This is a genomic window from Kribbella sp. C-35, assembly GCF_046549195.1.
Classification (GTDB): Bacteria; Actinomycetota; Actinomycetes; order Propionibacteriales; family Kribbellaceae; genus Kribbella.
The window spans coordinates 676,806-699,841 of sequence record NZ_JAJPWG010000003.1; the positions used below are offsets into that span (position 1 = coordinate 676,806).

Consider the following 23,036-nt stretch of genomic DNA (forward strand, 5'->3'; position numbering starts at 1 on the left):
AGCGGCGACGGGACCCGCAAGCCGGCTCCCACAACCAGGCGCAGTGAGAGCCGGCAGACCGGGCCCGGTCTCGGCGGAGGCATCCGCCGGGGCCGGGTCTATTTGTTCTCCTCCTCGTGCGGCATGGGCGTTCCGTACAGGTAGTGGGAGAGCGCGGAGTCGCGCTTCGGGTGCGCGTGGTACTTGATCGGTACGACGCGTCCCTCGGCGCTGTCCCAGGCGGTGTCGGCCATCCGCCACATCCTGTGCGCCAGCCGGCCCGCCGTACCGGTGTGCGGAGAGACCGGGTGCGCCCTTGTCGGCGCGACCTCCTCCGCCTCCAACAGGTCCTCGGTCAGCGTGTTCAGGTCCGGGCCGTCGAGCTGCTCGGAGATCTGCCGGCTGTACGTCGCCTCGATGGTCTCGTGCTCGTCGAGCAGCCGGTCGATCTGCTGCCACAGATCGTGGTGGTCGAGATGCACGAACCGGCTGTCGCCGTACTGCCGTCCTTTCAGGAAGCGCAGCGAGCGTTCCAGTTCCTTCGCGTTGCCGACGTACCTGGTCACCAGGTCATCCCCGTCGGGGAGTCGGCTGACGTGTGGGAGGAGCACGTCCTCGGCCGCGGCCAGATGCTGGGCCGCGATCGCGTAGAACCAGTCGGTCTGATGCCGGTGCTCAGGGTGCGCAGCGTCCGGATGGTGAGCCGGCTCGGCCAGCTCCCGAATCCGTGCATGTTCGTAGGTCAGGGCCATTTCGAGCGTCGAAGCGGTCATGGCAACCACCTCCAGGAGGTCTCCTTCCAGCGTGTGCCCATCCCACCCAAACCGCAACCGTCCCAACCCGCTCCGTAACCACTCCGTCCGCGATCCGTGAGCCACCGCGCCGGGCGCCGCCGCGTCGGCGCAACCGGTGTGGTCGAACCGTTCGGCGAGCTGAGACGAACATGCTGAATCGCTCCGCACCAGGTCCCGGTTCGCGTAGGTTGACCCGGTGCTCGCGACCCCGCTCCTGCTTGCCACACTCCTGTACCCCGGATCCGCCGCGTCGGCCGGTGACATCACGCCCGACATCCTCGCCGGACGCAACGTCACGCTCAGCGGCGACGCCGTCGTCACCCTTCCGCCCGGGACGACGACGTACGACGGAGTGATCAGCGGCGAGGGCACTCTGCGCATCACCGGACGCGGCACCCTCGTACTCACCAAGGACAGCGACTTCACGCTGCCCAGGACTCGTCAGCGGCAGAGCGTCAGCATCCTGGGCGGCAACCACCCGTACGTCGTCGTCCGCACCCCGGATCCACCGTCGGTGATCGTCGATCGCGGTGCCACCCTTCAGTACGGGAACGGCGGCGGCGCCGGGCTGATCGGGCGGTTCCCGTACAACACGCCCGGCTACCAGCTCAACCAGGACAACATCGAAGTGAACGGCACTCTCCGGCTCTCGCTGACCCGAACCTTCAACCTCGGCACGATCAGCGGCTCCGGCCTGGTCACCCAGCCCCGCTTCCTGTGGGGCACGCTCGATCTCGCCGGCACTCAGCCGTTCTCGGGAGTGATCGACAACGGGACAGGGACGGCCGCCGGGAAGCCTGAATCCGCGGTCGCACTGCCCAACGCACGCGCGATCCTCAACCAGGGGACCTGGACGATCGACACGCCGTTGGACCAGACCGTCGTACTGCGGCAGAAGTTCTACCAGCGTGAGTACGGCAGCGACATCAACGTGCAGTCGCGTCCAGGGAGCAAGGTTGTGCTCGTCGGTCAGTACAGCTACTCCGACCGGGGCGGTGACACCAACCCGTCGCTGAGCGCCCCGGCGCTCAACTGGCGGAAGATCCCGCACGATCGCAACAAGCGCGGGACCAACATCAAGGGCGCCAACGTGCAATGGGGCGACGGCACGACTCATCAGATCTTCATGCCGGGTACGGCGGACACGGTCTACATCAACCTGCTGGCGGCACGGTCCCGGTCGAAGCTCACCTTCGCCTACAACGGCCCGGTGACGCTGGGTGCGCCGATCGGCGGTGGTGTCTTCCACGACACGCTCAAGGCGCCCGGCGCGGGCGACATCGTCATCAAGGGTGTGCCGGGCAACGATGTGACCTTCGCGGCGGACCAGTACTACAACGGCTCGACGACGATCGAACGCGGCGCCGTGCTGCGGCTCGGTGGTGCGCAGGGCGACGGAAGCCTGCTGACCAAGGCAGAGCTGTTCAAGGTCGTCAACGACGGTTCGCTGATCATGCGGAATTCCCGGGAGACGATCTCACTGTCGAAGATCAGCGGAAGCGGTTCATTCACCCAGGCCGGCGCTGCCACGACTCGGTTGACTGGGCACCTGACCTACACAGGCACGACCACGATCTCCCGAGGCACTCTGGTTCTGACCGCCGGGACCTTGCACACGAGCGGCGCTGTCGCTCTCACCCGCGCCGGCGCACGGCTGGACCTGACCACAGCCGGAGACCAGACGCTCCGCAATCTCACAACGGTCGCCGGTACGGCGATTTCGTCCGGTAGGCGGGCGGTCGTGACGCTGGCAGGAAAGTCGACGCTCGCAGGTGATTTCCAGGGCGGCAAGCTGGTGAACACCGGCGTGCTCGGTGGTTCGTTCACCGTGAGTGGGGACTTCGCGCAGAGCTCAGGTGGTCGGTTGATCGCCGGTGGGAAGCCAGTGAAGGTCGCCGGCGCGGTGTCACTTGCCGGGACCCTGCAGCTGGCCAGGGCGGGGGTTGGTGCGGGTTCGGAGGGCTCCCAGATCACTCTGATCGACAACGCCGGCTCGGACCCTGTGACCGGTGCCTTCGCCGGATTGGGCGAAGGCACTGAGGTGACGGTGGACGGGAAGAGGTACGCCGTCACCTACCGAGGTGGCGACGGCAATGACGTGACCCTGACTGCGGTTCAGGCTGCGGCTGCCACACCTTCGGCGACGGCCAACGAACCGCCCGTGGCAACCAAAGCTGCCACGGGCGCGAAAACGTCATACTGGCGTCCAGCCGGTCTTGGTGCCGCGGCCGTGCTGGTGGCAGTACTGGGGATGGTGCTGCTCCGACGGCTCAGGCGTCGGAGCTCCTCTTCCAGAGGTTGATGCCGGCCTCGACGGCGTCCTTGTCGATGGCGTCGAGCTCTTCCTGGCTGAACGTGAGGTTGCGGACCGTGGCGAGGTTGTCCTCGAGCTGCCCGACGCTGGAGGCGCCGATCAGCGCGCTGGTCACGCGGTCGTCGCGGAGGGTCCAGGCGAGCGCGAGCTGGGCGACGGACTGACCGCGCTCCTTCGCGATCTCGCTCAGCGCGCGAACGTGCTTGAGCGTGTCCTCGGTGAGCGAGTCCGGGTTGAGCGACTTGCCCTGCGCCGCGCGCGAGTCGGACGGGATGCCGCCCAGGTACCGGTCCGTGAGCACGCCCTGCGCCAGCGGCGAGAACGCGATCACCCCGACCCCGAGCTCACCCACCGCGTCCAGCAGGTCCTCCTCGATCCACCGGTTCAGCATCGAGTACGACGGCTGGTGGATGAGCAGCGGCGTACCGAGTTCCTGCAGGATCCGCGCCGCCTCCCGGGTCCGGTCCGCCGAGTACGACGAGATGCCGGCGTACAGCGCCTTGCCCGAGCGGACCGCCGCGTCGAGCGCGCCCATCGTCTCCTCGAGTGGCGTGTCCGGGTCGAACCGGTGCGAGTAGAAGATGTCGACGTAGTCCAGGCCCATCCGGCTCAGCGACTGGTCGAGCGAGGCGAGCAGGTACTTCCGCGAGCCGCCGCCCTGGCCGTACGGCCCCGGCCACATGTCGTAGCCGGCCTTGGTCGAGATGATCAGCTCGTCGCGGTACCGCTTGAAGTCCCGCGCGAAGTGCGTCCCGAAGTTCGTCTCGGCCGACCCGTACGGCGGGCCGTAGTTGTTCGCCAGGTCGAAGTGCGTGACGCCGAGGTCGAACGCCCGCCGCAGGATGTCCCGCTGCGTCGCGAACGGCTTGTCGTCGCCGAAGTTGTGCCACAGCCCGAGCGAGATCGCCGGGAGTTGCAGTCCACTCCGGCCCGTGCGCCGGTAGGTCATCTGATCGTCGTACCGGCTCGCAGCCGCCTCGTAGTCAGTCACGGAACCCCAGTCTGCCTCATGTCACAACAAGTGCAAACCCCCTTGTTTTCAAGCAGAAACCCCATCACTGACATCAAGAACCCCGCCTTCTTGATCGCTAGGTCAGATCGGACCAGGGCTGCGGTGGGGCGGTGGTGAAGAAGTGCAGGATGTTGAGCATGCGGCTGGTGGTGGGAGCGGTCCAGTGCCGTTGGCCCGGCCAAGGGGCGGCGGGGAGTTTGGCGAGACCCCAGGACAGGTGGAACCAGAGGACGGCCGCGGCGAGCTCCTCCTCGGACTCTGGTGACTGGGAGTGCCGGAGGTAGTCCGGAAGCAGCACGGCGACCTGGGTCAGGGGGAGCTTGGCGAAGTCCATGGCCCGTGGCGCCCAGGCCGCGTCACCCCAGTCGATGAGCGCGCGGAGCTCCCCCTCCGGCCCGGCGAGAAGGTTGTGCGCGGCAACATCCCCGTGGATCAGCACCTTCGCCCCACTCCCGTCGATACGCTCCGCCAACCGCGTGAACCACCCAGTCAGCCAGCTCGCCGTCCCCGGATCGAGATACCCCCGATCAGCAAGCTCGTCGAGAGTCCGCCACGGATCCCCCCACCCATCCTCACCCACCCCCGACAGGTCCAGCGTCCGCTCGAGTTGGTGGAGGCGGGCTAGTTGGTTGGCGAGGCCGGTGGGGAGGTTGGTGGGTTCGGTGCCGTGGACTCGCTCCATCACGACGTAGGGCGCGGCGATCAGGTGGCCGCTGTCGTCGTACTCGACGATCGCGGGTGTCAGCACCCCGACGGACCGAGCGGCCGGCACGACGTGCGTCTCCTTCAGTAGGTCGGCCTCGTATCCAGGTCGGCACACCCGCAGGAACAGTTCGTCCCCGAGTACGAAGCCCCGGTTGGCCACTCCGCCGGCGACCTCCTTCAGCTCACCGGGGTCGACGCCGTGACGCCGCGCCACCGCAGCCACCTGCTCCAGGAAGTCGGGCTCCGCAACCAATCCACATCTCCGTCGTCTCGTCGGGCCGGACGGCGTGGGCCCCGTCCTGAATGCCCGCGACCGCACTTCGTCTCGCTGGCCGCGTCCGCGCGAACCGCCGCCCGGATCCGCGAGGCGGGGTACGGCGGCATCCACCGAGTTTGATGTACTGCGGGCGTGCGTGTCGATGTGAATCCGGAGACCGTCGGGCGGCGGGAGTTCTATGCGCTGCTGAACTCGGTGGTCGTGCCGCGCCCGATCGCGTGGGTGTCGAGCCGATCGGCCGACGGCGTGCTGAACCTGGCGCCGCACTCCTTCTTCACCGTCTCGTCCGTGCAGCCGCCGATGGTGCAGTTCACCTCGGTGGGGCGCAAGGACAGCCTGAACAACGTCGAGGCGACCGGCGAGTTCGTGGTGAACTTCGCCGCCGAGCCGCTCTACGAACAGGTCAACGCGTCCGGGACGAACTTCCCCGCGGAGGTCTCCGAGTTCGAGGCGATCGGGGTGACGACCGAGCCGTCCCGGACGGTCGCCGTACCGCGGGTCGCGGAGTCGCCGGTGGCGATCGAGTGCACGCTGCACACCACCCTCGAACTGGGTGACTGCACGCTCGTCATCGGTCGGGTCCGGCACATCGCGGTCGATGCCGCCGTGCTGGAAGGAGACCACCCCGATGTCCGGCGCCTGCGCCCGCTCGCCCGGCTCGGCAAGGACGAGTGGTCCACGATCGGCGAGGTCCGCTCGATCTCCCGCATCCGCTACTCCGACTGGCCTGGGCATTTCACACCTCCTGGTGAATAGGTCCTGTCTGGTGATCCATCGCCTCCTGCGGGGCTCTCGGCACGGCACCTCGCCCGCGGAGCACCTCGCCGCACGGAGCACCTCCTCGCTACGGCGCTGGATCAGCAGACCGGACCTAGGTCCTGGTAGTTGCTTTAGGCATCTGTCATCGCCGGGACTCAGTTGATGCCTCCCGGGTTGCGAGGAGCTTGGTGAGGGATTCGAGTTCGGGGGACAACCGCAGGGGTGTGTGGTCGGGCAGTGCGGTCGTGGCAAGGTGCCAGGTGAAGTCGGGAGTGACCAGGTAGACGTCCGGGGACAGCGGGCCGGGATCATGGGCGTGGCAGCGGGCGGCGACGTTCAGCAGGACGCCGAGCGCGGGGATGACGGTCAGGCCCTCGATCACGTGGAGCAGCAACGTGTCCCGGGCCGGCACCGCGGCCAGCACACCGTGGGGTGCGTGCTCGACGTGTAAGGACTCGCGCAGCACGGTGTCGAGGACGAGCGCGCGGGAGGCCGCGAAGGCGGTCCCGGAGACGAAGGCGATCCGGAGATCGTCGTGATCGACATACTCGACCTGGTCCTCGAGGCGGCGGAGGTTGGCGAGTCCGTAGCGTTCGGCGTCCGACCAGGTGAGGTCCAGGTCGTCCGGCTCGAGGTACATCGTCACGATGCCGTCGGCCTCCGCGGACGGGACAGAGATCAGGCCGGGGAGGAAATCGGGGCGGTCCGCGGTCCAGTCGGGCGGCAGCGCGTCGCGAGGGACGAGCCGCTGGATCAGCTCGCGCTCGGGGTCGTCCGGTGGTTCCGGTGGGCCTTGGCGGAGCTGTTCCAGGAGTTGGCGGAAGTGTTCCTCGATGAGCAGCGGCCAGCGTTCCTCGTCGAAGTGGGCGAGGATGCGCGCGAGATTGCTCAGTCCGAGCACCGGGTTGTCGGCGGATCTGTCGGTGGGCACGAGCGCGGCGCCGCCCTGGTAGCTGACGGCGAGACCGAGGTCGGCCGCCGTACGCAACGCGAGATGCACGAACCGATCGGCCTGCCGCCTGGACAGCGGTGGCAGCACCAGGTCGGGAGAGCTGGAGTGAGGGGAGTTGTTGCCTCGGGCATGGTTGGTGGTGTCGATGGGCATCGTCGGTCCTCCTTGTCGGCAGAGAAAGTACGAGGATCGGCCCGGCTCCGAGCACGCCAATCCGAACCTGTGGACAAGCGGGCATCTCGTGATGCAGGTGGTGGGATCAGGCTGGTGGCCAGGGGATGGCGGAGCACCGCAGCACCGCAGCACCGCGACAAGAAGGCTGGTTATCCCCTCGTGTTGGGGGTTCTCCCTTGGTGTACGAGCAGAGAACCCACCATTCGAGGGGATAACCGTTCTTCTTGGTCGGGGCGTGGCGGGGCACCGGCGCCGGTGTGGGCGGCGGGAGGTGGTGGGCGGGATACGCTGCCGCAGAAGCAGCCGGAGTGAGCCAAGGAGTTGTATGAGCAGCAGTCCGTCGTCGCGGCCGACCTCGGAGACGCGGCTGTCGCTGTCGCACATCACCGCGCAGAACGAGACGAACCTGCTGGGCACCGTGCACGGCGGTGTGATCATGACGCTGGTCGACTCGGTGGCCGGCGTGGTCGCGGCACGGCACTCCGGCGGGCCCGCGGTCACCGCTTCGATGGACGAGATGGTGTTCCTGGTGCCGGTGCGGGTCGGTGACGTCGTGCACTTCAGCGCGCAGGTCAACTGGACTGGGCGGAGCTCGATGGAGGTCGGCGTACGGATCACCGCTGATCGGTGGGACGCGGTCGGTCCGCAGGTGCACGTTGCGTCGGCGTACCTGGTGTTCGTGGCGGTCGACGGGGACGGGAAGCCGCGGCAGGTTCCGCAGGCGGTTCCGGAGACGGACGAGGACCGCAGGCGGTTGCGCGAGGCCGAGATCCGCCGAAGTCACCGGCTGGCCCGCCGCACCGCAATCATCGCCTCCCGCGAGGAAGCTGCACACGCGGTGGGTGCACACGCGCAGGCCGCACACGAGGAGGAGGCGGCGGTTGAGGGGGGTGGGCGGTGACGGTTTTTGGTAGTGCTCGGCGGAATCCGTCGGCGGTTTTGCTGATCGTGCAGTTGCTCGGCGTGCTCGTCTATCCCGCGATGGAAGGGTCACGCTCCGGCCGCGTCGCGTTCGAGATCCTCGGCATCGTCGTACTCGTGCTCGCGGTCTTCTCCGTCCGCTCGACCCCAGGACTCACCTGGGTCAGCGTCTGCCTGGGCATCCCGGCGGTGGCGCTGTCGTTGCTCGACGCGTTCGACCCGACCGAACCGGTCGTCGCGATCTCCGGCGCGCTGCATGCCGCCTTCTACTTCTACGCGGCGTACAGCCTGCTCCGCTACATGCTCTCCGACCACGACGTCAGCGTCGACGAACTCTTCGCGACCGGCGCCACTTTCACCTTGGTGGCTTGGGGTTTCGCCTATCTGTACGTGTTCGTCCAGGTCCTCGTCCCCGGCAGCTTCACCGCAGCCGTTGACCCAGCCAACGATCGCACCTGGATGGAGCTGCTGTTCCTGAGCTTCACCACACTGTCCAGCACCGGACTGAGCGACATCGTCCCGATCACGTCCTGGGGCCGCTCGGTCGTGATGCTCGAACAGCTCGCAGGCCTCGGGTACGTCGCCATGGTCGTATCCCGCCTCGTCGGTCTAACCATCGCCAAGCGGAGCAACACCTAGACCCGCGGCCACCCGGCCAGCAGATCGGCGGCCGCCCGGGCCGCGACCTCCGGCGCCGAGGTCATCGCCGCGACTCGGTAACTGACCAACGCGCCCTCGTGGAGCAGCAGCAGCCGATCGGCCAGCTCACCCGCGTCCGCGAGTCCCGCCGCCTTCGCCTGCGCCTCGAACTCGGACCGCATCCACCGCTTCTGGCCGACGATCACCGGCATCGCCGGATGGTCCGGCGCGGCCAACTCGACGCTCGCGTTGATGAATCCGCACCCGTTGCGCGAACCGGCCAGCCAGTCCGTCAGTGCGGCGAACAGCACCAGGATCACCGCCTCGGGCGTGGCCGGATTCCGCGCGGCCAGCTGTTCGTCCAGGAAGAGGTGCCAGGTCCGGTCCCGCTGCTCCAGGTACGCCGCGATCAGGCGATCCTTCGACCCGAACCGGTCGTACAGCGTCTTCTTCGTCACGTCCGCCGCCGCGGCGATCGCATCGACGCCGACGGTCCGGATCCCCTGCTCGTAGAACAGCGTCGACGCGGCCGCCAGGATGCGCTCGCCGGCCGGGGTCAGCCGGGGCGCCGCACGGACCTCGCGGTTCACGATCAGTCTCACCTGGTGGTCGAGCATACTGATAGTATACCGACCGGTGTGGTTACCGTCCTTCCATGATCACGCACAAAGCGCTCACGCTGGCGGCCGGGACCGGGTTCGTCGTGTTCTGGAGCTGCGGCTTCATCGGTGCGCGCTGGGGGACGCAGTACACGAACGCGTTCGACCTGCTCGCCTGGCGGTTCCTCGTCGCGGGTGCGATCGCCGCCGTGGTGCTGGCGATCCGGCGGCCGCGGATCTCCCGCCGGGACCTCGTGAGCCAGGTGTGGATGGCGGTCCTCACCCAGTTCGTCTACCTGGGCCTGATCTTCACCGGTATCGACCACGGCATCACGGCCGGCGTCACCGCACTCATCGGATCGCTCCAGCCGATCCTGATCGCGACCGTCGCGGGGCCGCTGCTCGGTGAACGCGTCAGCGGGCGCCAATGGATTGGGCTGCTCCTCGGTCTGCTCGGCGTCGGTCTGGTCGTGGCCGACGACCTCGGCGCCGGCCACGGTTCACCACTCCTCTTCCTGGTCCCGATCGGCGGTCTCCTCGGCCTGGTCGCGGGGACCTGCCTCGATCGCCATCGAAAGCCGGCGACGAACTCGCTCGACGCGCTGGCAATCCAGAGCCTCGTGTCGGCAGTCCTGTTCACTGCGTTGGCCGCGTCGACGGATCGACTGACCGTGCCCGAGCAGCCGGGCTTCTACGGCGCGGTGCTCTGGCTGGTGCTGCTGGCAACCGGCGGCGGCTGGGGGCTGTACCTGGTCAACCTCAAGCTCTCCGGCGCAACACGCATCAGTTCGCTGCTCTACCTGGTGCCTCCGACCACTATGGTGTTCGCGTTCCTGCTGTTCCACGAGACGATCGGCGCGCTCGCGGTCGTCGGCATGCTGGTGTGTGCTGCCGCCGTACTGCTGATCCGGGTCGGTGAACAAGTAGGCTGCCGGGATGGCGGAACCCCGGTGGCTGAACCAGACAGAGGCGCAGGCCTGGCGCGCGTACATCGCGGCGCAACGCGTAGTGAGCAGCCGGATCGAGCAGCAACTGCAGCGCGACGCCGGCATTCCGCACACGTACTACGAGATTCTCGTCCGGCTGTCCGAGGCGCCTGCCAACCGGCTGCGGATGAGTGAACTCGCGGTCGCCACGCAGGGCTCCCGCAGCCGGCTCTCGCACGCGGTCAACCGGCTCGAGCAGAACGGCTGGGTGAAGCGCGAGGGCATCGAGTCCGATCGCCGCGGCCAGGTCGCGATCCTCACCGAACTCGGCCGGCAGAAGCTGGTCGACACGGCACCCGGTCATGTCGAGGAGGTGCGTAAGTCGATCTTCGACGCACTCACCCCCGAGCAGGTCGAGAACCTGTACGACGTCTGCGCGACACTGGCCCGGCATTCCGGTGACACCATCGATCGCGCGGCCTGGGAGCGAAACTGACATGAGGCGTCCGGTCACGCTGATCGCGCTGACTGCCCTCGCCGTGACCGGCTGTGGTGACAGTGGCTCCCCGACCGCGGGACCGAGCACCGTGCCGTCGTCCTCGATCCCGATCACGGACGACCCGGCGACCACACCCACGGATACACCAACCGACACACCCACCGACGCGCCGAGCACGTCCCCGACCTCGAAACCGCCGACCAGTACGGCGGGCTGCGTCGACCAGAAGCTGCAGGCCCTGACCCTGCAGGAGAAGGCCGCGCAGCTGATCATGACCGGGATCGGCTCCACCGGTATGACGTCCACCCAGCGCGCCGTCGTACAGCAGCAGAAGTCCGGCAGCGTGTTCCTGATCGGCAACGGCGGCAGCCTGTCGCACACTCGCACGGCGATGGCCGCGGTCAACACGGCCGCGACAGTGAAGGGCGTCCGCCCGTTGATCGCCGCGGACCAGGAGGGCGGCCAGATCCAGCGACTCAAGGGCTCTGGGTTCGACCGCATCCCGGCGGCCACGGTCCAGGGCACCTGGTCGAGCGCCAAGCTCACCGCACAGGCCGAGCAATGGGGCAGCCAGCTCAAGGAGGCCGGCGTCAACGTCGACCTCGCGCCGGTCGCCGACGTCGTACCCAGCTCGCTCAAGTCGCAGAACGCACCCATCGGCCAGCTGGATCGTGAGTACGGCGACACGCCCGAGGAGGCCGGTCAGGGAGTACGGGCGTTCGTCCAGGGCATGCGCAACGCGGGCGTGGCGACGTCGGTCAAGCACTTCCCGGGGCTCGGACGTGTGCGCGGCAACACCGACTTCTCCGCCGGGGTCGTCGACAACGTCACCGTCCGCGGCGACGCCGACCTGCAGCCGTTCGCGGACGGGATCAAGGCCGGTACGTCGATGGTGATGATCTCGACCGTGACGTACACGAAGATCGACCCGAAGAACCGCGCGGTGTTCTCGCCGATCGTCATCCAGGGCATGGTGCGCGGCGATCTCGGCTGGCGTGGGGTCGTGATCACCGACGACGTGGGCGCCGCGGCGGAGGTTGCCGCGGTCCCGGCCGGCGACCGCGCGACCCGGTTCGTCGCGGCCGGCGGAGACATCGTCATCAACGCCAAGGCCGGGCTGACCGCGGAGATGGTGGCGGCTCTGGTCGCCAAGTCTCAGCAGGACAAGTCCTTCGCCGCGCAGCTGACGAGTAGCGTGCGCCGTGTGCTGACACTGAAACAGGATCACGGCCTGGTGAGCTGCGGATGACGGAGGAGGAGCCCGACTACCGCTTCACCCTGGCGAACGAACGCACCTACCTGGCCTACCTGCGGACCTCTCTCGCCTGTTACGCCGGCGGGCTGTCCGCGGTCCAGTTCCTCGACCTCGGACCGGACCGCTGGCCGGCCCGGATCATCGGCATCGTCCTGGTCCTCGCCGGGCTCGTCACGACCGCAGGCGCGTTCCGGCGCTGGCAGCTCAACCTGACCGCGATCCGCCGCGGCGGTGCGCTTCCGGTGACCAGGCTCCCGCTGATGCTCGGAGCAACGATCGCCGTGGTCGGCCTGATCGGCCTGCTGTTCTCGCTCTGGCGGTGAGTGTGGCGATGAGCACACCGGATCCAGGCCGGCAGCCGGAGCGGACTTTGCTGGCGTGGCGTCGTACAGCGCTCGGACTGATTGCCAACGGCGTCCTGCTGCTTGCCTCCGGCCACGGTTCGTCGGAGGTCCGGACCGGTCTCGGGATCGTCGTTCTCGTGCTCTCGATGGGCTGCTGGGCGGCGGTGAGCGCCGTGTACCGCCGTACCAAGGGCGGTGCGATCCATGCCCTCGGCCACCAGAACGTACTCCGGGTCGCGGCCGGTCTGGTGCTCGTGGTCGGGTTCTTCGACCTGTACGCCGTGATAACACGCTGAAACCGATCGGTTACCGGCCGTGCGCGACTGAAAATACGGTTCACCGCGACGCGCTACGTTGATCGGGGCGGATGTCACGTCAACCGATGGTTCCCCCTAGCATGTTCACGGTTTGTCCCTCGTTCATCCGGAGCTTGAAGTGCCGTTACGTCTGCGTCCGAACGACCCGACGTTCTACGACCTTTTCACCGAGTCCGCCAACCACCTCGTTGACGGAGCGCGGATCCTGGCCGAGTTGCTCGGCAGTACGGCGGGAACCGGGCTGTCCGCGAGCCATTCGATCGCCGCCCAGATGAAGGACGCGGAACACGCGGCGGACGAGACCACCCACTCGATCATCCGCCGGGTGAACTCGACCTTCGTCACCCCGTTCGACCGTGAGGACATCTACCGGCTGGCCTCCGATCTGGACGACGTCATGGACTTCATGGAGGAGGCGGTGGACACCATCCACCTCTTCAACCTGGAGAAGCTGCCGGAGGAGATCGCCGAGCAGATCGAGGTACTCCAGCGGGCCGCGCAGCTGACCGCCGAGACGATGCCCCGGCTGCGGACCATGAAGGACCTGGCCGAGTACTGGATCGAGATCAACCGCCTGGAGAACACCGGTGACGCCGTGCACCGGCGGCTGATCGCGAAGCTGTTCAGCGGTGAGTACGAGGCGCTGACGGTGATGAAGCTCAAGACCGTGGTCGACCTGCTGGAGGCCGCGATCGACGCGTTCGAGCACGTCGCGAACACGGTCGAACAGATCGCCGTCAAGGAGAGCTGAGCGTGGAGCTCACGCTCGTCATCGCCGTCGTCGTCATCGCGCTGGCCTTCGACTACACCAACGGCTTCCACGACGCCGCCAACGCGATCGCGACCTCGGTCTCGACCCGCGCGCTGACCCCGCGGGTGGCGCTGGTGATGGCCGCGGTGATGAACTTCCTCGGCGCGTTCCTCGGCACCGAGGTGGCCGAGACCGTCGGCAAGGGCATCATCAACACGCCGAGCGGCAAACACGGCCTGGTGGTCGTGATCGCGGCCCTGATCGGCGCCATCACCTGGAACCTGATCACCTGGTACTTCGGTCTGCCCAGTTCCTCGTCGCACGCGCTGATCGGCGGTCTGGTCGGCGCCGGCCTGGCCTCGAGCAGCGTCGTGCTGTGGTCGGGCATCGAAGACAAGGTCATCATCCCGATGGTGCTGTCGCCCGCGGTCGGGTTCGTCGGCGCGTTCCTGCTGATGACCGCGATCCTGTGGATCTTCCGGAACCGCAACCCCGGCAAGACCACGCGCGGCTTCCGGCTGGCGCAGTCGCTGTCGGCCGCCGCGATGGCGCTCGGGCACGGCCTCCAGGACGCCCAGAAAACGATGGGCGTCATCTTCCTGGCGCTGCTCACCACCGGCCACGCGAAGGCCGGCGACGGCATCCCGACCTGGGTGAAGCTGGCCGCCGCGACCGCGATCTCGCTCGGCACGTACTCCGGCGGCTGGCGGATCATGCGGACGCTCGGCCGCCGGATCATCCACCTGGACCCGGCTCGCGGGTTCGCCTCCGAGGCCGTCGCCGCCACCGTGCTGTACGTGATGGCCATCGGCCTGCACGCGCCTGTCTCCACCACTCACACGATCACCTCCGCGGTGATGGGCGCCGGCGCCACCAAGCGCCTGTCCGCCGTCCGCTGGGGCGTCGCCAAGGGCATCGTCACCGCGTGGATCCTGACCATCCCGGCCGCCGGCATCGTCGCGGCGGGCGTGTACGGACTCGCCCACCTGATCCTCGAGTAAGGTCCCGAACCGGTTCATTTCGAGTTCACTCACCCGGCCTACGGTCGATCGACGCTGCTGATCGTCCGCCTAGGGAAGTGGTCGCTATGGACCTTTCGTTCCTCGTCGTCGTGGTGATCATCACCGCGCTGGTGTTCGACTTCACCAACGGGTTCCACGACACCGCCAACGCGATGGCGACCTCGATCGCCACCGGCGCCCTGAAACCGAAGATCGCGGTCGCGCTGTCCGCGGTCCTGAACCTGGCCGGCGCGTTCATCTCGACCGAGGTGGCCAAGACGATCTCCAGCGGCATCGTGGACGACGCCAAAGTGACCGTCCCGGTGATCTTCGGCGGGCTCGTCGGAGCGATCCTCTGGAACCTGATGACCTGGTACGTCGGTCTACCGAGCTCCTCGTCGCACGCGCTGTTCGGCGGCCTGATCGGCGCCACCTGGATCGCGTCCGGGAGCAGCGCCGTACATTTCGGCACCGTCGTCCAGAAGATCATCATCCCGGCGGTCGCGGCCCCGATCGTGGCCGGTGTGGTCGCGCTGCTCGGGACCTTCCTGGCGTACAAGATCACCGCGCGGGCGCGGAAGAAGTCGGTCGACGACGGGTTCCGGGCCGGGCAGATCGCGTCCGCTTCGCTCGTCTCGCTCGCGCACGGTACCGGTGACGCGCAGAAGACGATGGGTGTCATCACACTGGTGCTGATCACTTCCGGCAGCCTCGCCTCCGGGTCCCGGCCGCCGCTGTGGGTGATCCTGGCGGCCGGACTGGCGATCGCGGCCGGCACCTACCTGGGCGGCTGGCGGATCATCCGGACGATGGGCAAGGGCCTGACCGAGATCGAGTCGCCGCAGGGCTTCTCCGCGGAGACGAGTTCGACCGCCGTGCTGCTGGCCTCCTCGCACCTGGGCTTCCCGCTGTCCACCACCCAGGTCTGCTCCGGCAGCATCCTCGGCGCCGGCCTCGGCAAGCGGCTGGCCGAGGTGCGCTGGACGGTCGCCGGCCGGATGGCCGTGGCCTGGCTGCTGACGCTGCCGGCCGCTGCGGTCGTCGGTGCACTCGCCGGCGAGGTCGCCGACTCCGGCAACATCGGCGTCGTCATCATCGCGGTCCTTGCGGTCGCGGCCGGTGGCGGAATCTACGCCGCGTCCCGGCGCCGCCCGGTGACGTCGGAGAACGTCAACGAGTACCCGAGCTCCACCCCGTCCACCACCGCTGCGGCGGCCTGAGAGGAGTACGGCGATGCACATCAACTGGAGTGGCCTCGGCGAGGTCGCACTGGTCAGCCTGCTCTTCGGTGTCGGCCTGGCGGTGCTGTTCGCGTTCGGTGTGACCGCTATGTCGCGGCGGGCCGTGGCGATCGACGAGAAGCGGCAGCCGTCCTTCATGGACACAGGTGTGGCTGCGCTCTGTTTCGCAGCCTGCCTGGCGGCAGTGCTCTACGGGCTGTACCTGATCATCCCGCAGTTCCACTGAGCTGTACGACGGGCGGTCTGGCGGCTGCCCGTCGTACAGCAGTCTTAGGAGGGGGTCTGGGGGCTCTGCGCCTACTGCGCGGCACTCGGCGGGCACCTCGCCGAGCGGGAGCGAAGGGAACGATGAAACCACATCGACCCCTCCGCTCCCGCTCACCGAGGCACTCCGCCGAGCACCTGCTCGCTACGGCGCAGAGCCCCCAGACCCCCTCTAGCGGTTCCAGCGCCGTACGGACTTGGCTACGTCCTTGGCGCGGATGGAGCCGAGGTTGTACTCCCAGGCGGCCAAGAGGCGGTCGCCGAGGACCTCTGCGTCCAGGTACGTGCGTGGGCGGACGGCGACCGCCCAGGTGGCTGCGGCGGCGTGGCCCTGCTGGTGGAGGAGGTGGTCGACGGTCGCCTCGATGCGGTTCGACTGGTCGCCGCCGAGGCCGTCCGTGGCCCACTCCTGCAGGATCCTCGCGTCGTCGGCCGTCATCCGGGCGAGGTAGGTCAGCGGGCCGCGCCAGAAGCCCTTGCGGCCGATGCTGTCCAGCGACTCGAGCGGGAACCAGCCGTTCTGGTTGCGCCGGCCGTTCACCGCGGACTCGATCTCCCGGGCGCGATCCGCGGCCAGCCCCCGGGTCGCCCAGTCGACGAAGAACGCCCCGGCGTCCGGGATGTGCTCGGCCACGTGCGGGGCCGGCGTCAGCGCCCCCGGGTCGAACAGATGCAGCTCTTCCGGTGAATCGAACAAAACCATCCCCGCCCGCTCTCGTACGCGAGCCACCGCAGTCGCCCGCCGCACAGGGACCCCCCAGGTTCCTGCTCTGTCAACGAGAGACTTCGTACCCTCGTACCGGCCCGAGGGTCAAGGTCTGGTCCGGTTACTGACGTTTGGCTGCCCGCCGGGCGAGCTCCTCGGCGTCCAGCCGTTGGGCCTCTTCGGGCGTCGGCGCGCTGCCGCCGTACGCGGCCGGCAACCACCAGGCACCGGCCGGTTGCTCGGGGTAGGCGCGGATGGTCTCGTCCAGCATCCCGGCCATCGTGGACCGCAGGTGCGCGGTCGCCTCGGCCGGGTCGTCGTCAGGCGTCACGGTGATCGGCGCGCCGATGCTGATCGAGATCGGCCGGTGCCGGGTGAAGTCCCGCGGGTGGTCCTTGGTGAACATCCGCTGCGTGCCCCACAGGATCATCGGCAGCACCGGTACGCCGGCCTCCGCCGCCATCCGCACCGTGCCGGACTTGAACTCCTTGAGCTCGAACGAGCGGCTGATCGTCGCCTCCGGGAACACACCGACCAGCTCGCCGGCCGCCAGGTACTCCAGCGCTTGCTGGTACGACGCGGCGCCCGCGTCCCGGTCCACCGGGATGTGGTGCATCCCGCGCATCAACGGACCGGAGTACCGGTTGCGGAACAGCACCTCCTTCGCCATGAACCGGACGAGCCGCTTCGCCGGAAGTGCGCCGTACCCGCCGAGGATGAAGTCGACGTAGCTGACGTGGTTGATCGCGATCAGCGCCCCGCCGGTGCGCGGCACGTGCTCCGTCCCGGTACGCCGGATCTTCAGGTCCAGCACCGTGAACGCGGTCTTCGCGAAAGCGACGACAGGCGGATAGACGAGGTCTCGCATCTCTAGAACCTACAGGGTTCGTCTAATGTGTCCGGTGACAACTGGAGATCGCGGGAGCTCGCACCGTAGTGGGCTGAGAGGGCGGCTGGACCAGGAATCGACACCTGGCCGGCGCCGCCGACCGCCGAACCTGTCCGGGTAATTCCGGCGTAGGGAGCAGCAGCATGGTGAATGTCAGCACGATCCGTCCGGCCGTCACCACGGGCCCGATCTCGGGCTCGGAGAAGATCTATCGCGGAGAGCTCGGGGTACCGGCGCGCCGCGTGAATCTCACCAACGGCGAGCACTTCGACCTCTACGACACGTCCGGTCCGTACACCGACGCGTCGGCGCGGATCGACGTACAGGCCGGTCTGCCCGCGTTGCGGCGCGAGTGGATCGCCGGGCGCGAGCCGCGGACCCAGCTCGGGCACGCGCGGGCCGGAGTGATCACCGAGGAGATGCGGTACGTCGCCTTACGGGAGGGACTCGATCCGGAGTTCGTCCGGGCGGAGGTAGCGCGCGGGCGCGCGGTGATCCCCGCGAACCGGCGGCACCCGGAGAGCGAGCCGATGATCATCGGGAAGAAGTTCCTGGTGAAGGTGAACGCGAACATCGGCAACTCCGCCGTCAGCAGCTCGGTCGAGGAAGAGGTGGAGAAACTCGTCTGGGCGACCCGGTGGGGCGCGGACACCGTGATGGACCTGTCCACCGGGAAGAACATCCACGAGACGCGGGAGTGGATCCTGCGGAACTCGCCGGTGCCGATCGGGACGGTGCCGTTGTACCAGGCACTGGAGAAGGTGAAGGGCGATCCGGCGGCGCTGTCGTGGGAGGTGTACCGCGAGACCGTGATCGAGCAGTGCGAGCAGGGCGTGGACTACATGACCGTGCACGCCGGCGTACTGCTGCGGTACGTGCCGCTGACCGCGCGGCGGATCACCGGGATCGTGTCGCGCGGCGGGTCGATCATGGCCGCGTGGTGCCTGGCGCACCACCAGGAGTCCTTCCTGTACACGCATTTCGCGGAGCTGTGCGAGATTCTCCGCGAGTACGACGTGACGTTCTCGCTCGGGGACGGGTTGCGCCCGGGCTGCATCGCGGACGCCAACGACGAGGCGCAGTTCGCCGAGCTGCGGACGCTGGGGGAGCTGACGCGGATCGCCTGGGAGCACGACGTACAGGTGATGATCGAAGGCCCCGGACACGTGCCGATGCACAAGATCGCGGAGAACGTCCGGCTCGAGGAGGAGCTGTGCGGGGAGGCGCCGTTCTACACGTTGGGGCCGTTGGCAACCGATGTGGCGCCGGCGTACGACCACATCACATCGGCGATCGGCGCGGCACAGATCGGCTGGCTGGGTACGGCGATGCTCTGCTACGTCACGCCCAAGGAGCACCTCGGCCTGCCCGATCGTGACGATGTGAAGACCGGCGTGATCACGTACAAGATCGCCGCCCACGCAGCCGATCTGGCCAAGGGGCATCCGGGTGCGCAGTCCTGGGACGACACGTTGTCCAAGGCAAGGTTCGAGTTCCGCTGGGAGGACCAGTTCAACCTCTCGCTGGATCCGGACACCGCCCGGTCCTTCCATGACGAGACGTTGCCGGCCGAGCCCGCGAAGACCGCGCACTTCTGCTCGATGTGCGGGCCGAAGTTCTGCTCGATGCGGATCACCGCCGACATCCGCGCGTACGCCGAGGAACGTGGGCTGACCTCCACCGAGGCCATCGAGGCCGGCTTCGCCGAGATGTCGGAGACCTTCAAATCCACTGACCAGAAGCTCTATCTACCGATCACGGACTGAGTACGGCGCCCGTCCGGCCCGGCGTGAACCTGGCTCCGGGCCGGATACGGGGAGTAACTGGCTGAACCGATTCAGGTTTTGGCCTTCACTCTACGTGAATAAGACTGTAGCCTTAAGCCGTTCAGAAGGAGGTGCAGGGCGATGGTCTTCGTTCTCACGGTAGATCAGCGCGGCAGCCGAAGCACGAGCGATCTCGTACCTGAGCTACTCAACTCCCTGAACCGCCGGCCGCGGCGGAGCGGACTGCTGCGGAAGTTCGAGCGGACCGCCGGCGACGAGGTGCAGGGCGTGCTGTCCGAGGCCCGGCCGACCGTCGACGTGATCGTCGAACTGCTGCGGTCGGACAACTGGTATGTCGGACTCGGCGTCGGTGAGGTCACCGAACCGCTGCCACGCAGCACCCGCGCCGGAAGCGGCGACGCGTACGTGTTCGCGCGGGAGGCGGTGACGCGGGCGAAGTCCAGTCAGCACCACGTGAACGTGGTCGGAGCGGACTCACGCAGAGCAGAGCAGGTGGAGACGGTGCTGTGGCTGATGGCGTCCGTACTGCGGCGTCGCAGTGACCGTGGCTGGGCAGTGGCGGACCTGTTGGGCGAAGGACTCACGAGGCGGGAGATCGGCGTGAAACTCGGCATCAGCCAGTCGGCGGTGACGCAACGCGCCCAGGCCGCGGGCTTCGCCGAGGAACAGCGCGGACGGGTGCTGGCCGCGGATCTCCTCGGCGCCGGGGCTGCTGCGTGACGGCGCTGGTCCTGTCGCTGACCGGCGCCGCCCTGGTCCTCGCCGTACTCGCATGGGTGCCCAGGTCGTCCGGCTCCACCCTCGAGATCGTCATCAGTAGCGTCATGCTGGCCTGCCTGGCCGCAGTCGGCGTGCTACTGCTCGCTGGACACGGAGTAGACGGCTGGCCCGAGCGCTGGTGGAACGTACTGCTCCTGCTGGCCGGAGCGTTGGCAGTGACAGGCGGCGGTCCGCTGACGACCTCTGTGATGGCTCTGGCCGACCGGAGGAGCACCCGTGCCCAGTCGACGCAGAAGGCCGGTGAGGTACTGCGTGGCGGCGCACTGATCGGTGCGCTCGAGCGAATGGCCATCTACGCATCACTGGTTGCCGGCTGGCCGGAAGGCATCGCTGTGGTGCTGGCGATCAAGGGACTGGCCAGGTACCCCGAGCTCCGCAGTCCCGATCAGCCTGCCTCGGTCACACCGCAGGCCGTTGCCGAACGCTTCATCATCGGCACCTTCAGCAGTGTGCTGTGGGCAGTGGCCTGCGCCGGTCTCCTACGCTCGCACTGACGTCAGATGCGCACCACGTAGGTGTTCACGACCTTGTCGTGCCACGTCTGCTTCTGGTCGTCCCACAGGGGCCACAGGAGGTTCAGGAAGCAGGCGTTGTTGAAGAGGCCGCTGAGGAAGTCGCGGAGGAAGGACCGGCCGGCGCCGATCGGCTCTCCGGTCACGGCGTCGATCAGCTTGATGTGCAGGGCGCTCTTGCCCACGCTCTGGCCGGTCCGTCCCTGCCGGAAGACCCGGTTCCACAGACTGAGCGCGATGCTGGCGACGAGGCACACCAGGAAAAGGATGATCGCCCACCACTGCGGCCTGTCGTACGGGTAAGGGTTGTCGCGGCGCGCGACGACGTTCGCGATCAGAGCGCCGTACCCGATCAGGAGCGGCGCCAATGCGATCAGACTGTCGATGAGCGACGCAGCGACCCGAGGGCCCCAGTCGGCCAGCGGAGGCATCGGAGCGCCGTAGCCGTAGCCATAGGCACCATAGGGCTGCTGGCCGTACGCCGTGCCGTACGGCTGCCCGTAGCCCGGCCCGTACGGCGCCTGCTGCGGATGCTGCTGCGGATGCCCGTATCCGTACCCCGGCTGCTGCCCGTACCCGTAGCCCGGCTGCTCGTTCCCGTAGGGCCGGTCCTGCGGCCGGTCGTCGTCGGGCGGCATCGGTGTGCTCATCGGAATCCGTCTCCCAGTCGATCGATGCACACTGTATCGGGGTTACCGTTGGCGTGTGACCTTCGCGGTGATGCCCCGTCCACAAGGACCGGTGAAACCTGTCGATCGCCGCGTCTGGGGACTCGCCGGAGTGGGGATCGGCGGCTTCGCGCTGGCCGGGATCTACCGGGTGTCCGGTCTCGGCATCCCCTGCCCGCTGCACACGCTGACGGGTCTCGACTGCCCGTTCTGCGGCGCGACCAGAATGGCCGCGGCACTCCTCGAAGGCGACCTGAACGCCGCCTGGCACTTCAACGCCGCGGTCCTGATCCTCGGCCCACTCATTGGCGTTGCCATCGGCTACGAGGTCCTCGCCTGGTCACTGTCCCGCGCCGGCTGGCTCAACCTGCCACGGCAGCGCCTCAGCCCACGAGCGGTGGCAATCCTCACGAAGGTTGCCCTGGGCGCCTTGCTGATCTTCGGCGTACTACGAAACTTCTGACGCCGGTCACCTGATCAGGCCGGCGCGCTGCCACGCGGCCTGCACGAAGGGCGGGACGACGAGGTCGATCCGCCGGTTGAACGCGACGTGGTTCAGCATGACGTCGAACCAGACCGGCCGCGGCACCCGCAGCTTGTACTGAGTGTCCCCGTAGGCGAGGACGGTCCCGTCATGCTCGGTCCACATGCGAGTCACCATGGCCAACCCGAAGTCCTGAGGCATTGGCCTGGTCAGTAGACATACGCGAAACGGCGTCAGAACCGCCGTGCCGTTGTCAATTGTGCGCCACTGAGCTGCAGCCGCATGGCGGTCCGCGTTCCCGTAGGCGAGCCGTAAACCGTCGTAGCGTTGCACTTCGCAGGGCTCGACGGCGTACGCATGTTCGCCGGGATTCAACGGCACCGGCGGCGGGAGAGGCTGCAACTGAACACCCTGGCCCAATGCGCTCCACAGATTCCACGCATCCCACCAGTCCTGCTCAAATGGATTCAGCACAGCCCCTCCCAATCCTCAGCTGACTACCGAGTACCGATCACCAGCGTGTTTGCAGCCTTGTCGTGCCATCCCTGCACACGCCCAGAGCTGTCGAAAAGCGGCGACAGGTAGACGAGCAGCGCACCGACGTAGCAGAGGAAGGAGCCGATCATCGGCAGGAGCCAACGCATGAAGGCCGGGCCGAAGCCAGGAACCTGACCGTCCGACGAACGAACGACCTTGATCCCCATGACCATCTTGCCGACGGTCTGGCCCTTGAATGCGGTGAGCAGCAGTTCGTAGAGAACCGTGATCAGCACCGAGAGGCCGATGACGGCGAAGAACGCGCCGAGGAAGCCGGCACTCTCGCCCTCGGAGAGAGTGCCATCGCTGGTCGCAGCGCTGGCACCGCCGATGAAGATGGCGTACAGGATGCCGACGATCGCGTACAGGATGACGCTGTCGATGATGCGTGCGAGCGCACGCGATCCGATGGTTGCCACCTTGACGGTGCCGATACCTGGGATCTGCACGAGGCCGCTCTGGGCCTGGGCTACCTGGCCGTAGTCGGGGCCTTGTCCATAGCCGCCGGGCTGGCCGTAGCCGGGCTGGCCCGGCTGCTGGCCGTACTGCGGCTGGCCGTAACCGGGCTGTCCCGGCTGCTGGCCGTATTGCGGCTGGCCGTAGCCAGGCTGACCCGGCTGGCCACCCGGACCCGGCTGGCCGGGCTGCTGGCCGTACTGACCCGGAGCGCCGTAACCAGGCTGTCCCGGCTGGCCGGGCTGCCCCGGCGGTGTCGCACCGGGGTTGCCGTACGGGTTCTGTCCGGGGCCTTGGGCGCCCTGTCCATAGGACGGCGGCTGCCCACCGGGCGCGCCCGGTCCCTGGTTCCGGCCGTCCTCCGGTCCGGTGCCCGGGGGTACGTTCTGGTCGCTCACGATGGTCCTTTCGTCACAGTTCACCCGCGTTTACTGGGCAAAGGCTAGCGGTCAGAGGGCCACAGTGGTGGTCAGGGCAGACGCGAAACGCCCGAT

General features: G+C 68.0%; 27 protein-coding genes and 1 riboswitch. Of the genes, 17 read left to right on the forward strand and 10 right to left on the reverse strand.

Translation table 11 applies throughout. The features are described 5' to 3' along the window. Window positions 1-98 precede the first annotated feature (98 nt). Window positions 99-752: a hypothetical protein gene (locus ACLJOO_RS23120; protein WP_410789362.1), complete on the reverse strand. Its 654-nt coding sequence runs from the start codon at window positions 750-752 to the stop codon at window positions 99-101. A gap of 217 nt (window positions 753-969) precedes the next feature. Between ACLJOO_RS23120 and ACLJOO_RS23125 the strand changes: the two genes are divergently transcribed. Next, window positions 970-3,075 carry a hypothetical protein gene (locus ACLJOO_RS23125; RefSeq protein ID WP_410789363.1) on the forward strand — a complete coding sequence of 702 codons (2,106 nt, stop codon included), beginning with the start codon at window positions 970-972 and terminating at the stop codon, window positions 3,073-3,075. Here the strand turns inward: ACLJOO_RS23125 and mgrA are convergent. Together mgrA and ACLJOO_RS23135 are read right to left on the reverse strand one after the other, a co-directional pair. Next, window positions 3,044-4,078 (reverse strand): L-glyceraldehyde 3-phosphate reductase, encoded by a 1,035-nt coding sequence (mgrA, locus tag ACLJOO_RS23130; RefSeq protein WP_410789364.1) that lies wholly within the window; start codon window positions 4,076-4,078, stop codon window positions 3,044-3,046. The two genes, ACLJOO_RS23125 and mgrA, sit on opposite strands and share 32 nt — an antisense overlap. 97 nt (window positions 4,079-4,175) lie before the next feature. Further along, window positions 4,176-5,057, reverse strand: a complete 882-nt coding sequence (locus tag ACLJOO_RS23135; protein ID WP_410789365.1) for a phosphotransferase family protein — start codon at window positions 5,055-5,057, stop codon at window positions 4,176-4,178. Between the two features lie 156 nt (window positions 5,058-5,213). Between ACLJOO_RS23135 and ACLJOO_RS23140 the strand changes: the two genes are divergently transcribed. Further along, window positions 5,214-5,837 (forward strand): flavin reductase family protein, encoded by a 624-nt coding sequence (locus tag ACLJOO_RS23140; RefSeq protein WP_410789366.1) that lies wholly within the window; start codon window positions 5,214-5,216, stop codon window positions 5,835-5,837. A gap of 145 nt (window positions 5,838-5,982) precedes the next feature. Here ACLJOO_RS23140 and ACLJOO_RS23145 read toward each other — a convergent pair whose 3' ends face one another. Next, window positions 5,983-6,945: a hypothetical protein gene (locus tag ACLJOO_RS23145; RefSeq protein WP_410789367.1), complete on the reverse strand. Its 963-nt coding sequence runs from the start codon at window positions 6,943-6,945 to the stop codon at window positions 5,983-5,985. A 346-nt stretch (window positions 6,946-7,291) separates the two neighbouring features. Here ACLJOO_RS23145 and ACLJOO_RS23150 point away from each other — a divergent pair, with 346 nt between their 5' ends. Both ACLJOO_RS23150 and ACLJOO_RS23155 read left to right on the forward strand, forming a co-directional pair. After that, entirely contained in the window at window positions 7,292-7,867 is a 576-nt protein-coding gene (locus tag ACLJOO_RS23150) for an acyl-CoA thioesterase (protein ID WP_410789368.1), read from the forward strand. Next, window positions 7,864-8,526, forward strand: a complete 663-nt coding sequence (locus tag ACLJOO_RS23155; protein ID WP_410789370.1) for a potassium channel family protein — start codon at window positions 7,864-7,866, stop codon at window positions 8,524-8,526. Before ACLJOO_RS23150 ends, ACLJOO_RS23155 begins: the two co-directional genes overlap by 4 nt. Here ACLJOO_RS23155 and ACLJOO_RS23160 read toward each other — a convergent pair. Beyond that, window positions 8,523-9,143, reverse strand: coding sequence for a TetR/AcrR family transcriptional regulator (locus tag ACLJOO_RS23160; RefSeq protein ID WP_410789371.1), 621 nt, complete (start codon window positions 9,141-9,143; stop codon window positions 8,523-8,525). The two genes, ACLJOO_RS23155 and ACLJOO_RS23160, sit on opposite strands and share 4 nt — an antisense overlap. 38 nt (window positions 9,144-9,181) lie before the next feature. Here ACLJOO_RS23160 and ACLJOO_RS23165 point away from each other — a divergent pair, with 38 nt between their 5' ends. The 9 genes from ACLJOO_RS23165 to ACLJOO_RS23205 all read left to right on the forward strand — a co-directional run bounded on the left by ACLJOO_RS23165 (window position 9,182) and on the right by ACLJOO_RS23205 (window position 15,685). Next, complete coding sequence (locus ACLJOO_RS23165) at window positions 9,182-10,246, forward strand: DMT family transporter (RefSeq protein WP_410789372.1); 1,065 nt, start codon at window positions 9,182-9,184, stop codon at window positions 10,244-10,246. Beyond that, window positions 10,134-10,547 (forward strand): MarR family winged helix-turn-helix transcriptional regulator, encoded by a 414-nt coding sequence (locus tag ACLJOO_RS23170; RefSeq protein ID WP_410789373.1) that lies wholly within the window; start codon window positions 10,134-10,136, stop codon window positions 10,545-10,547. Before ACLJOO_RS23165 ends, ACLJOO_RS23170 begins: the two co-directional genes overlap by 113 nt. 1 nt (window position 10,548) lies before the next feature. Then, window positions 10,549-11,799, forward strand: coding sequence for a glycoside hydrolase family 3 N-terminal domain-containing protein (locus ACLJOO_RS23175; protein WP_410789374.1), 1,251 nt, complete (start codon window positions 10,549-10,551; stop codon window positions 11,797-11,799). Beyond that, complete coding sequence (locus ACLJOO_RS23180; protein ID WP_410789375.1) at window positions 11,796-12,128, forward strand: YidH family protein; 333 nt, start codon at window positions 11,796-11,798, stop codon at window positions 12,126-12,128. Before ACLJOO_RS23175 ends, ACLJOO_RS23180 begins: the two co-directional genes overlap by 4 nt. Window positions 12,129-12,136: 8 nt before the next feature. Further along, the gene (locus ACLJOO_RS23185) at window positions 12,137-12,445 is read left to right on the forward strand and encodes a DUF202 domain-containing protein (protein ID WP_410789376.1); all 309 of its coding nucleotides are present in this window, start codon (window positions 12,137-12,139) and stop codon (window positions 12,443-12,445) included. Window positions 12,446-12,584: 139 nt separating this feature from the next. Continuing rightward, window positions 12,585-13,217, forward strand: coding sequence for a DUF47 domain-containing protein (locus tag ACLJOO_RS23190; protein ID WP_410789377.1), 633 nt, complete (start codon window positions 12,585-12,587; stop codon window positions 13,215-13,217). 2 nt (window positions 13,218-13,219) lie between these two features. Further along, window positions 13,220-14,218, forward strand: a complete 999-nt coding sequence (locus tag ACLJOO_RS23195; protein ID WP_410789378.1) for an anion permease — start codon at window positions 13,220-13,222, stop codon at window positions 14,216-14,218. 86 nt (window positions 14,219-14,304) lie between these two features. Beyond that, window positions 14,305-15,438: an anion permease gene (locus ACLJOO_RS23200; protein ID WP_410789379.1), complete on the forward strand. Its 1,134-nt coding sequence runs from the start codon at window positions 14,305-14,307 to the stop codon at window positions 15,436-15,438. Between the two features lie 13 nt (window positions 15,439-15,451). Continuing rightward, window positions 15,452-15,685, forward strand: a complete 234-nt coding sequence (locus ACLJOO_RS23205) for a hypothetical protein (protein WP_410789380.1) — start codon at window positions 15,452-15,454, stop codon at window positions 15,683-15,685. Between the two features lie 210 nt (window positions 15,686-15,895). Here the strand turns inward: ACLJOO_RS23205 and ACLJOO_RS23210 are convergent, their stop codons facing one another. Next, window positions 15,896-16,426, reverse strand: a complete 531-nt coding sequence (locus tag ACLJOO_RS23210) for a hypothetical protein (RefSeq protein ID WP_410789381.1) — start codon at window positions 16,424-16,426, stop codon at window positions 15,896-15,898. A gap of 124 nt (window positions 16,427-16,550) precedes the next feature. Further along, on the reverse strand, window positions 16,551-17,297 hold the full coding sequence (locus tag ACLJOO_RS23215; RefSeq protein WP_410789382.1) for a lysophospholipid acyltransferase family protein: 747 nt from the start codon (window positions 17,295-17,297) through the stop codon (window positions 16,551-16,553). 40 nt (window positions 17,298-17,337) lie between these two features. Next, window positions 17,338-17,471, forward strand: a riboswitch (TPP riboswitch). On the opposite strand from ACLJOO_RS23215, the gene thiC reads away from it, so the two are divergent. The 3 genes from thiC (at window position 17,462) to ACLJOO_RS23230 (ending at window position 20,379) form a co-directional block, all read left to right on the forward strand. Further along, window positions 17,462-19,084, forward strand: coding sequence for a phosphomethylpyrimidine synthase ThiC (gene thiC, locus ACLJOO_RS23220; RefSeq protein ID WP_410789384.1), 1,623 nt, complete (start codon window positions 17,462-17,464; stop codon window positions 19,082-19,084). It overlaps the preceding riboswitch by 10 nt. A 141-nt stretch (window positions 19,085-19,225) precedes the next feature. Beyond that, the gene (locus ACLJOO_RS23225; RefSeq protein WP_410789385.1) at window positions 19,226-19,825 is read left to right on the forward strand and encodes a transposase; all 600 of its coding nucleotides are present in this window, start codon (window positions 19,226-19,228) and stop codon (window positions 19,823-19,825) included. After that, the gene (locus ACLJOO_RS23230; protein ID WP_410789386.1) at window positions 19,822-20,379 is read left to right on the forward strand and encodes a hypothetical protein; all 558 of its coding nucleotides are present in this window, start codon (window positions 19,822-19,824) and stop codon (window positions 20,377-20,379) included. Before ACLJOO_RS23225 ends, ACLJOO_RS23230 begins: the two co-directional genes overlap by 4 nt. 2 nt (window positions 20,380-20,381) lie before the next feature. Here ACLJOO_RS23230 and ACLJOO_RS23235 read toward each other — a convergent pair whose 3' ends face one another. After that, on the reverse strand, window positions 20,382-21,047 hold the full coding sequence (locus ACLJOO_RS23235) for an RDD family protein (protein WP_410789387.1): 666 nt from the start codon (window positions 21,045-21,047) through the stop codon (window positions 20,382-20,384). Between the two features lie 91 nt (window positions 21,048-21,138). Between ACLJOO_RS23235 and ACLJOO_RS23240 the strand changes: the two genes are divergently transcribed. After that, entirely contained in the window at window positions 21,139-21,528 is a 390-nt protein-coding gene (locus ACLJOO_RS23240; protein WP_410789389.1) for a DUF2752 domain-containing protein, read from the forward strand. Between the two features lie 6 nt (window positions 21,529-21,534). On the opposite strand, the gene ACLJOO_RS23245 is transcribed toward ACLJOO_RS23240, so the two are convergent. Together ACLJOO_RS23245 and ACLJOO_RS23250 are read right to left on the reverse strand one after the other, a co-directional pair. Next, the gene (locus tag ACLJOO_RS23245) at window positions 21,535-21,714 is read right to left on the reverse strand and encodes a hypothetical protein (RefSeq protein ID WP_410789390.1); all 180 of its coding nucleotides are present in this window, start codon (window positions 21,712-21,714) and stop codon (window positions 21,535-21,537) included. 332 nt (window positions 21,715-22,046) lie between these two features. Beyond that, window positions 22,047-22,940, reverse strand: coding sequence for an RDD family protein (locus tag ACLJOO_RS23250; RefSeq protein ID WP_410789391.1), 894 nt, complete (start codon window positions 22,938-22,940; stop codon window positions 22,047-22,049). Window positions 22,941-23,036: the final 96 nt, after the last annotated feature.

Bases quoted from the DNA above. Each gene is read 5' to 3' on its own strand.
- ACLJOO_RS23120 (WP_410789362.1), bottom strand. From the start codon at position 752: ATGACCGCTTCGACGCTCGAAATGGCCCTGACCTACGAACATGCACGG.
- ACLJOO_RS23145 (WP_410789367.1), bottom strand. From the start codon at position 6,945: ATGCCCATCGACACCACCAACCATGCCCGAGGCAACAACTCCCCTCAC.
- ACLJOO_RS23150 (WP_410789368.1), top strand. From the start codon at position 7,292: ATGAGCAGCAGTCCGTCGTCGCGGCCGACCTCGGAGACGCGGCTGTCG.
- ACLJOO_RS23160 (WP_410789371.1), bottom strand. From the start codon at position 9,143: ATGCTCGACCACCAGGTGAGACTGATCGTGAACCGCGAGGTCCGTGCG.
- ACLJOO_RS23165 (WP_410789372.1), top strand. From the start codon at position 9,182: ATGATCACGCACAAAGCGCTCACGCTGGCGGCCGGGACCGGGTTCGTC.
- ACLJOO_RS23175 (WP_410789374.1), top strand. From the start codon at position 10,549: ATGAGGCGTCCGGTCACGCTGATCGCGCTGACTGCCCTCGCCGTGACC.
- ACLJOO_RS23180 (WP_410789375.1), top strand. From the start codon at position 11,796: ATGACGGAGGAGGAGCCCGACTACCGCTTCACCCTGGCGAACGAACGC.
- ACLJOO_RS23185 (WP_410789376.1), top strand. From the start codon at position 12,137: ATGAGCACACCGGATCCAGGCCGGCAGCCGGAGCGGACTTTGCTGGCG.
- ACLJOO_RS23200 (WP_410789379.1), top strand. From the start codon at position 14,305: ATGGACCTTTCGTTCCTCGTCGTCGTGGTGATCATCACCGCGCTGGTG.
- ACLJOO_RS23205 (WP_410789380.1), top strand. From the start codon at position 15,452: ATGCACATCAACTGGAGTGGCCTCGGCGAGGTCGCACTGGTCAGCCTG.
- ACLJOO_RS23210 (WP_410789381.1), bottom strand. From the start codon at position 16,426: ATGGTTTTGTTCGATTCACCGGAAGAGCTGCATCTGTTCGACCCGGGG.
- ACLJOO_RS23215 (WP_410789382.1), bottom strand. From the start codon at position 17,297: ATGCGAGACCTCGTCTATCCGCCTGTCGTCGCTTTCGCGAAGACCGCG.
- thiC (WP_410789384.1), top strand. From the start codon at position 17,462: ATGGTGAATGTCAGCACGATCCGTCCGGCCGTCACCACGGGCCCGATC.
- ACLJOO_RS23225 (WP_410789385.1), top strand. From the start codon at position 19,226: ATGGTCTTCGTTCTCACGGTAGATCAGCGCGGCAGCCGAAGCACGAGC.
- ACLJOO_RS23235 (WP_410789387.1), bottom strand. From the start codon at position 21,047: ATGAGCACACCGATGCCGCCCGACGACGACCGGCCGCAGGACCGGCCC.
- ACLJOO_RS23245 (WP_410789390.1), bottom strand. From the start codon at position 21,714: ATGTGGACCGAGCATGACGGGACCGTCCTCGCCTACGGGGACACTCAG.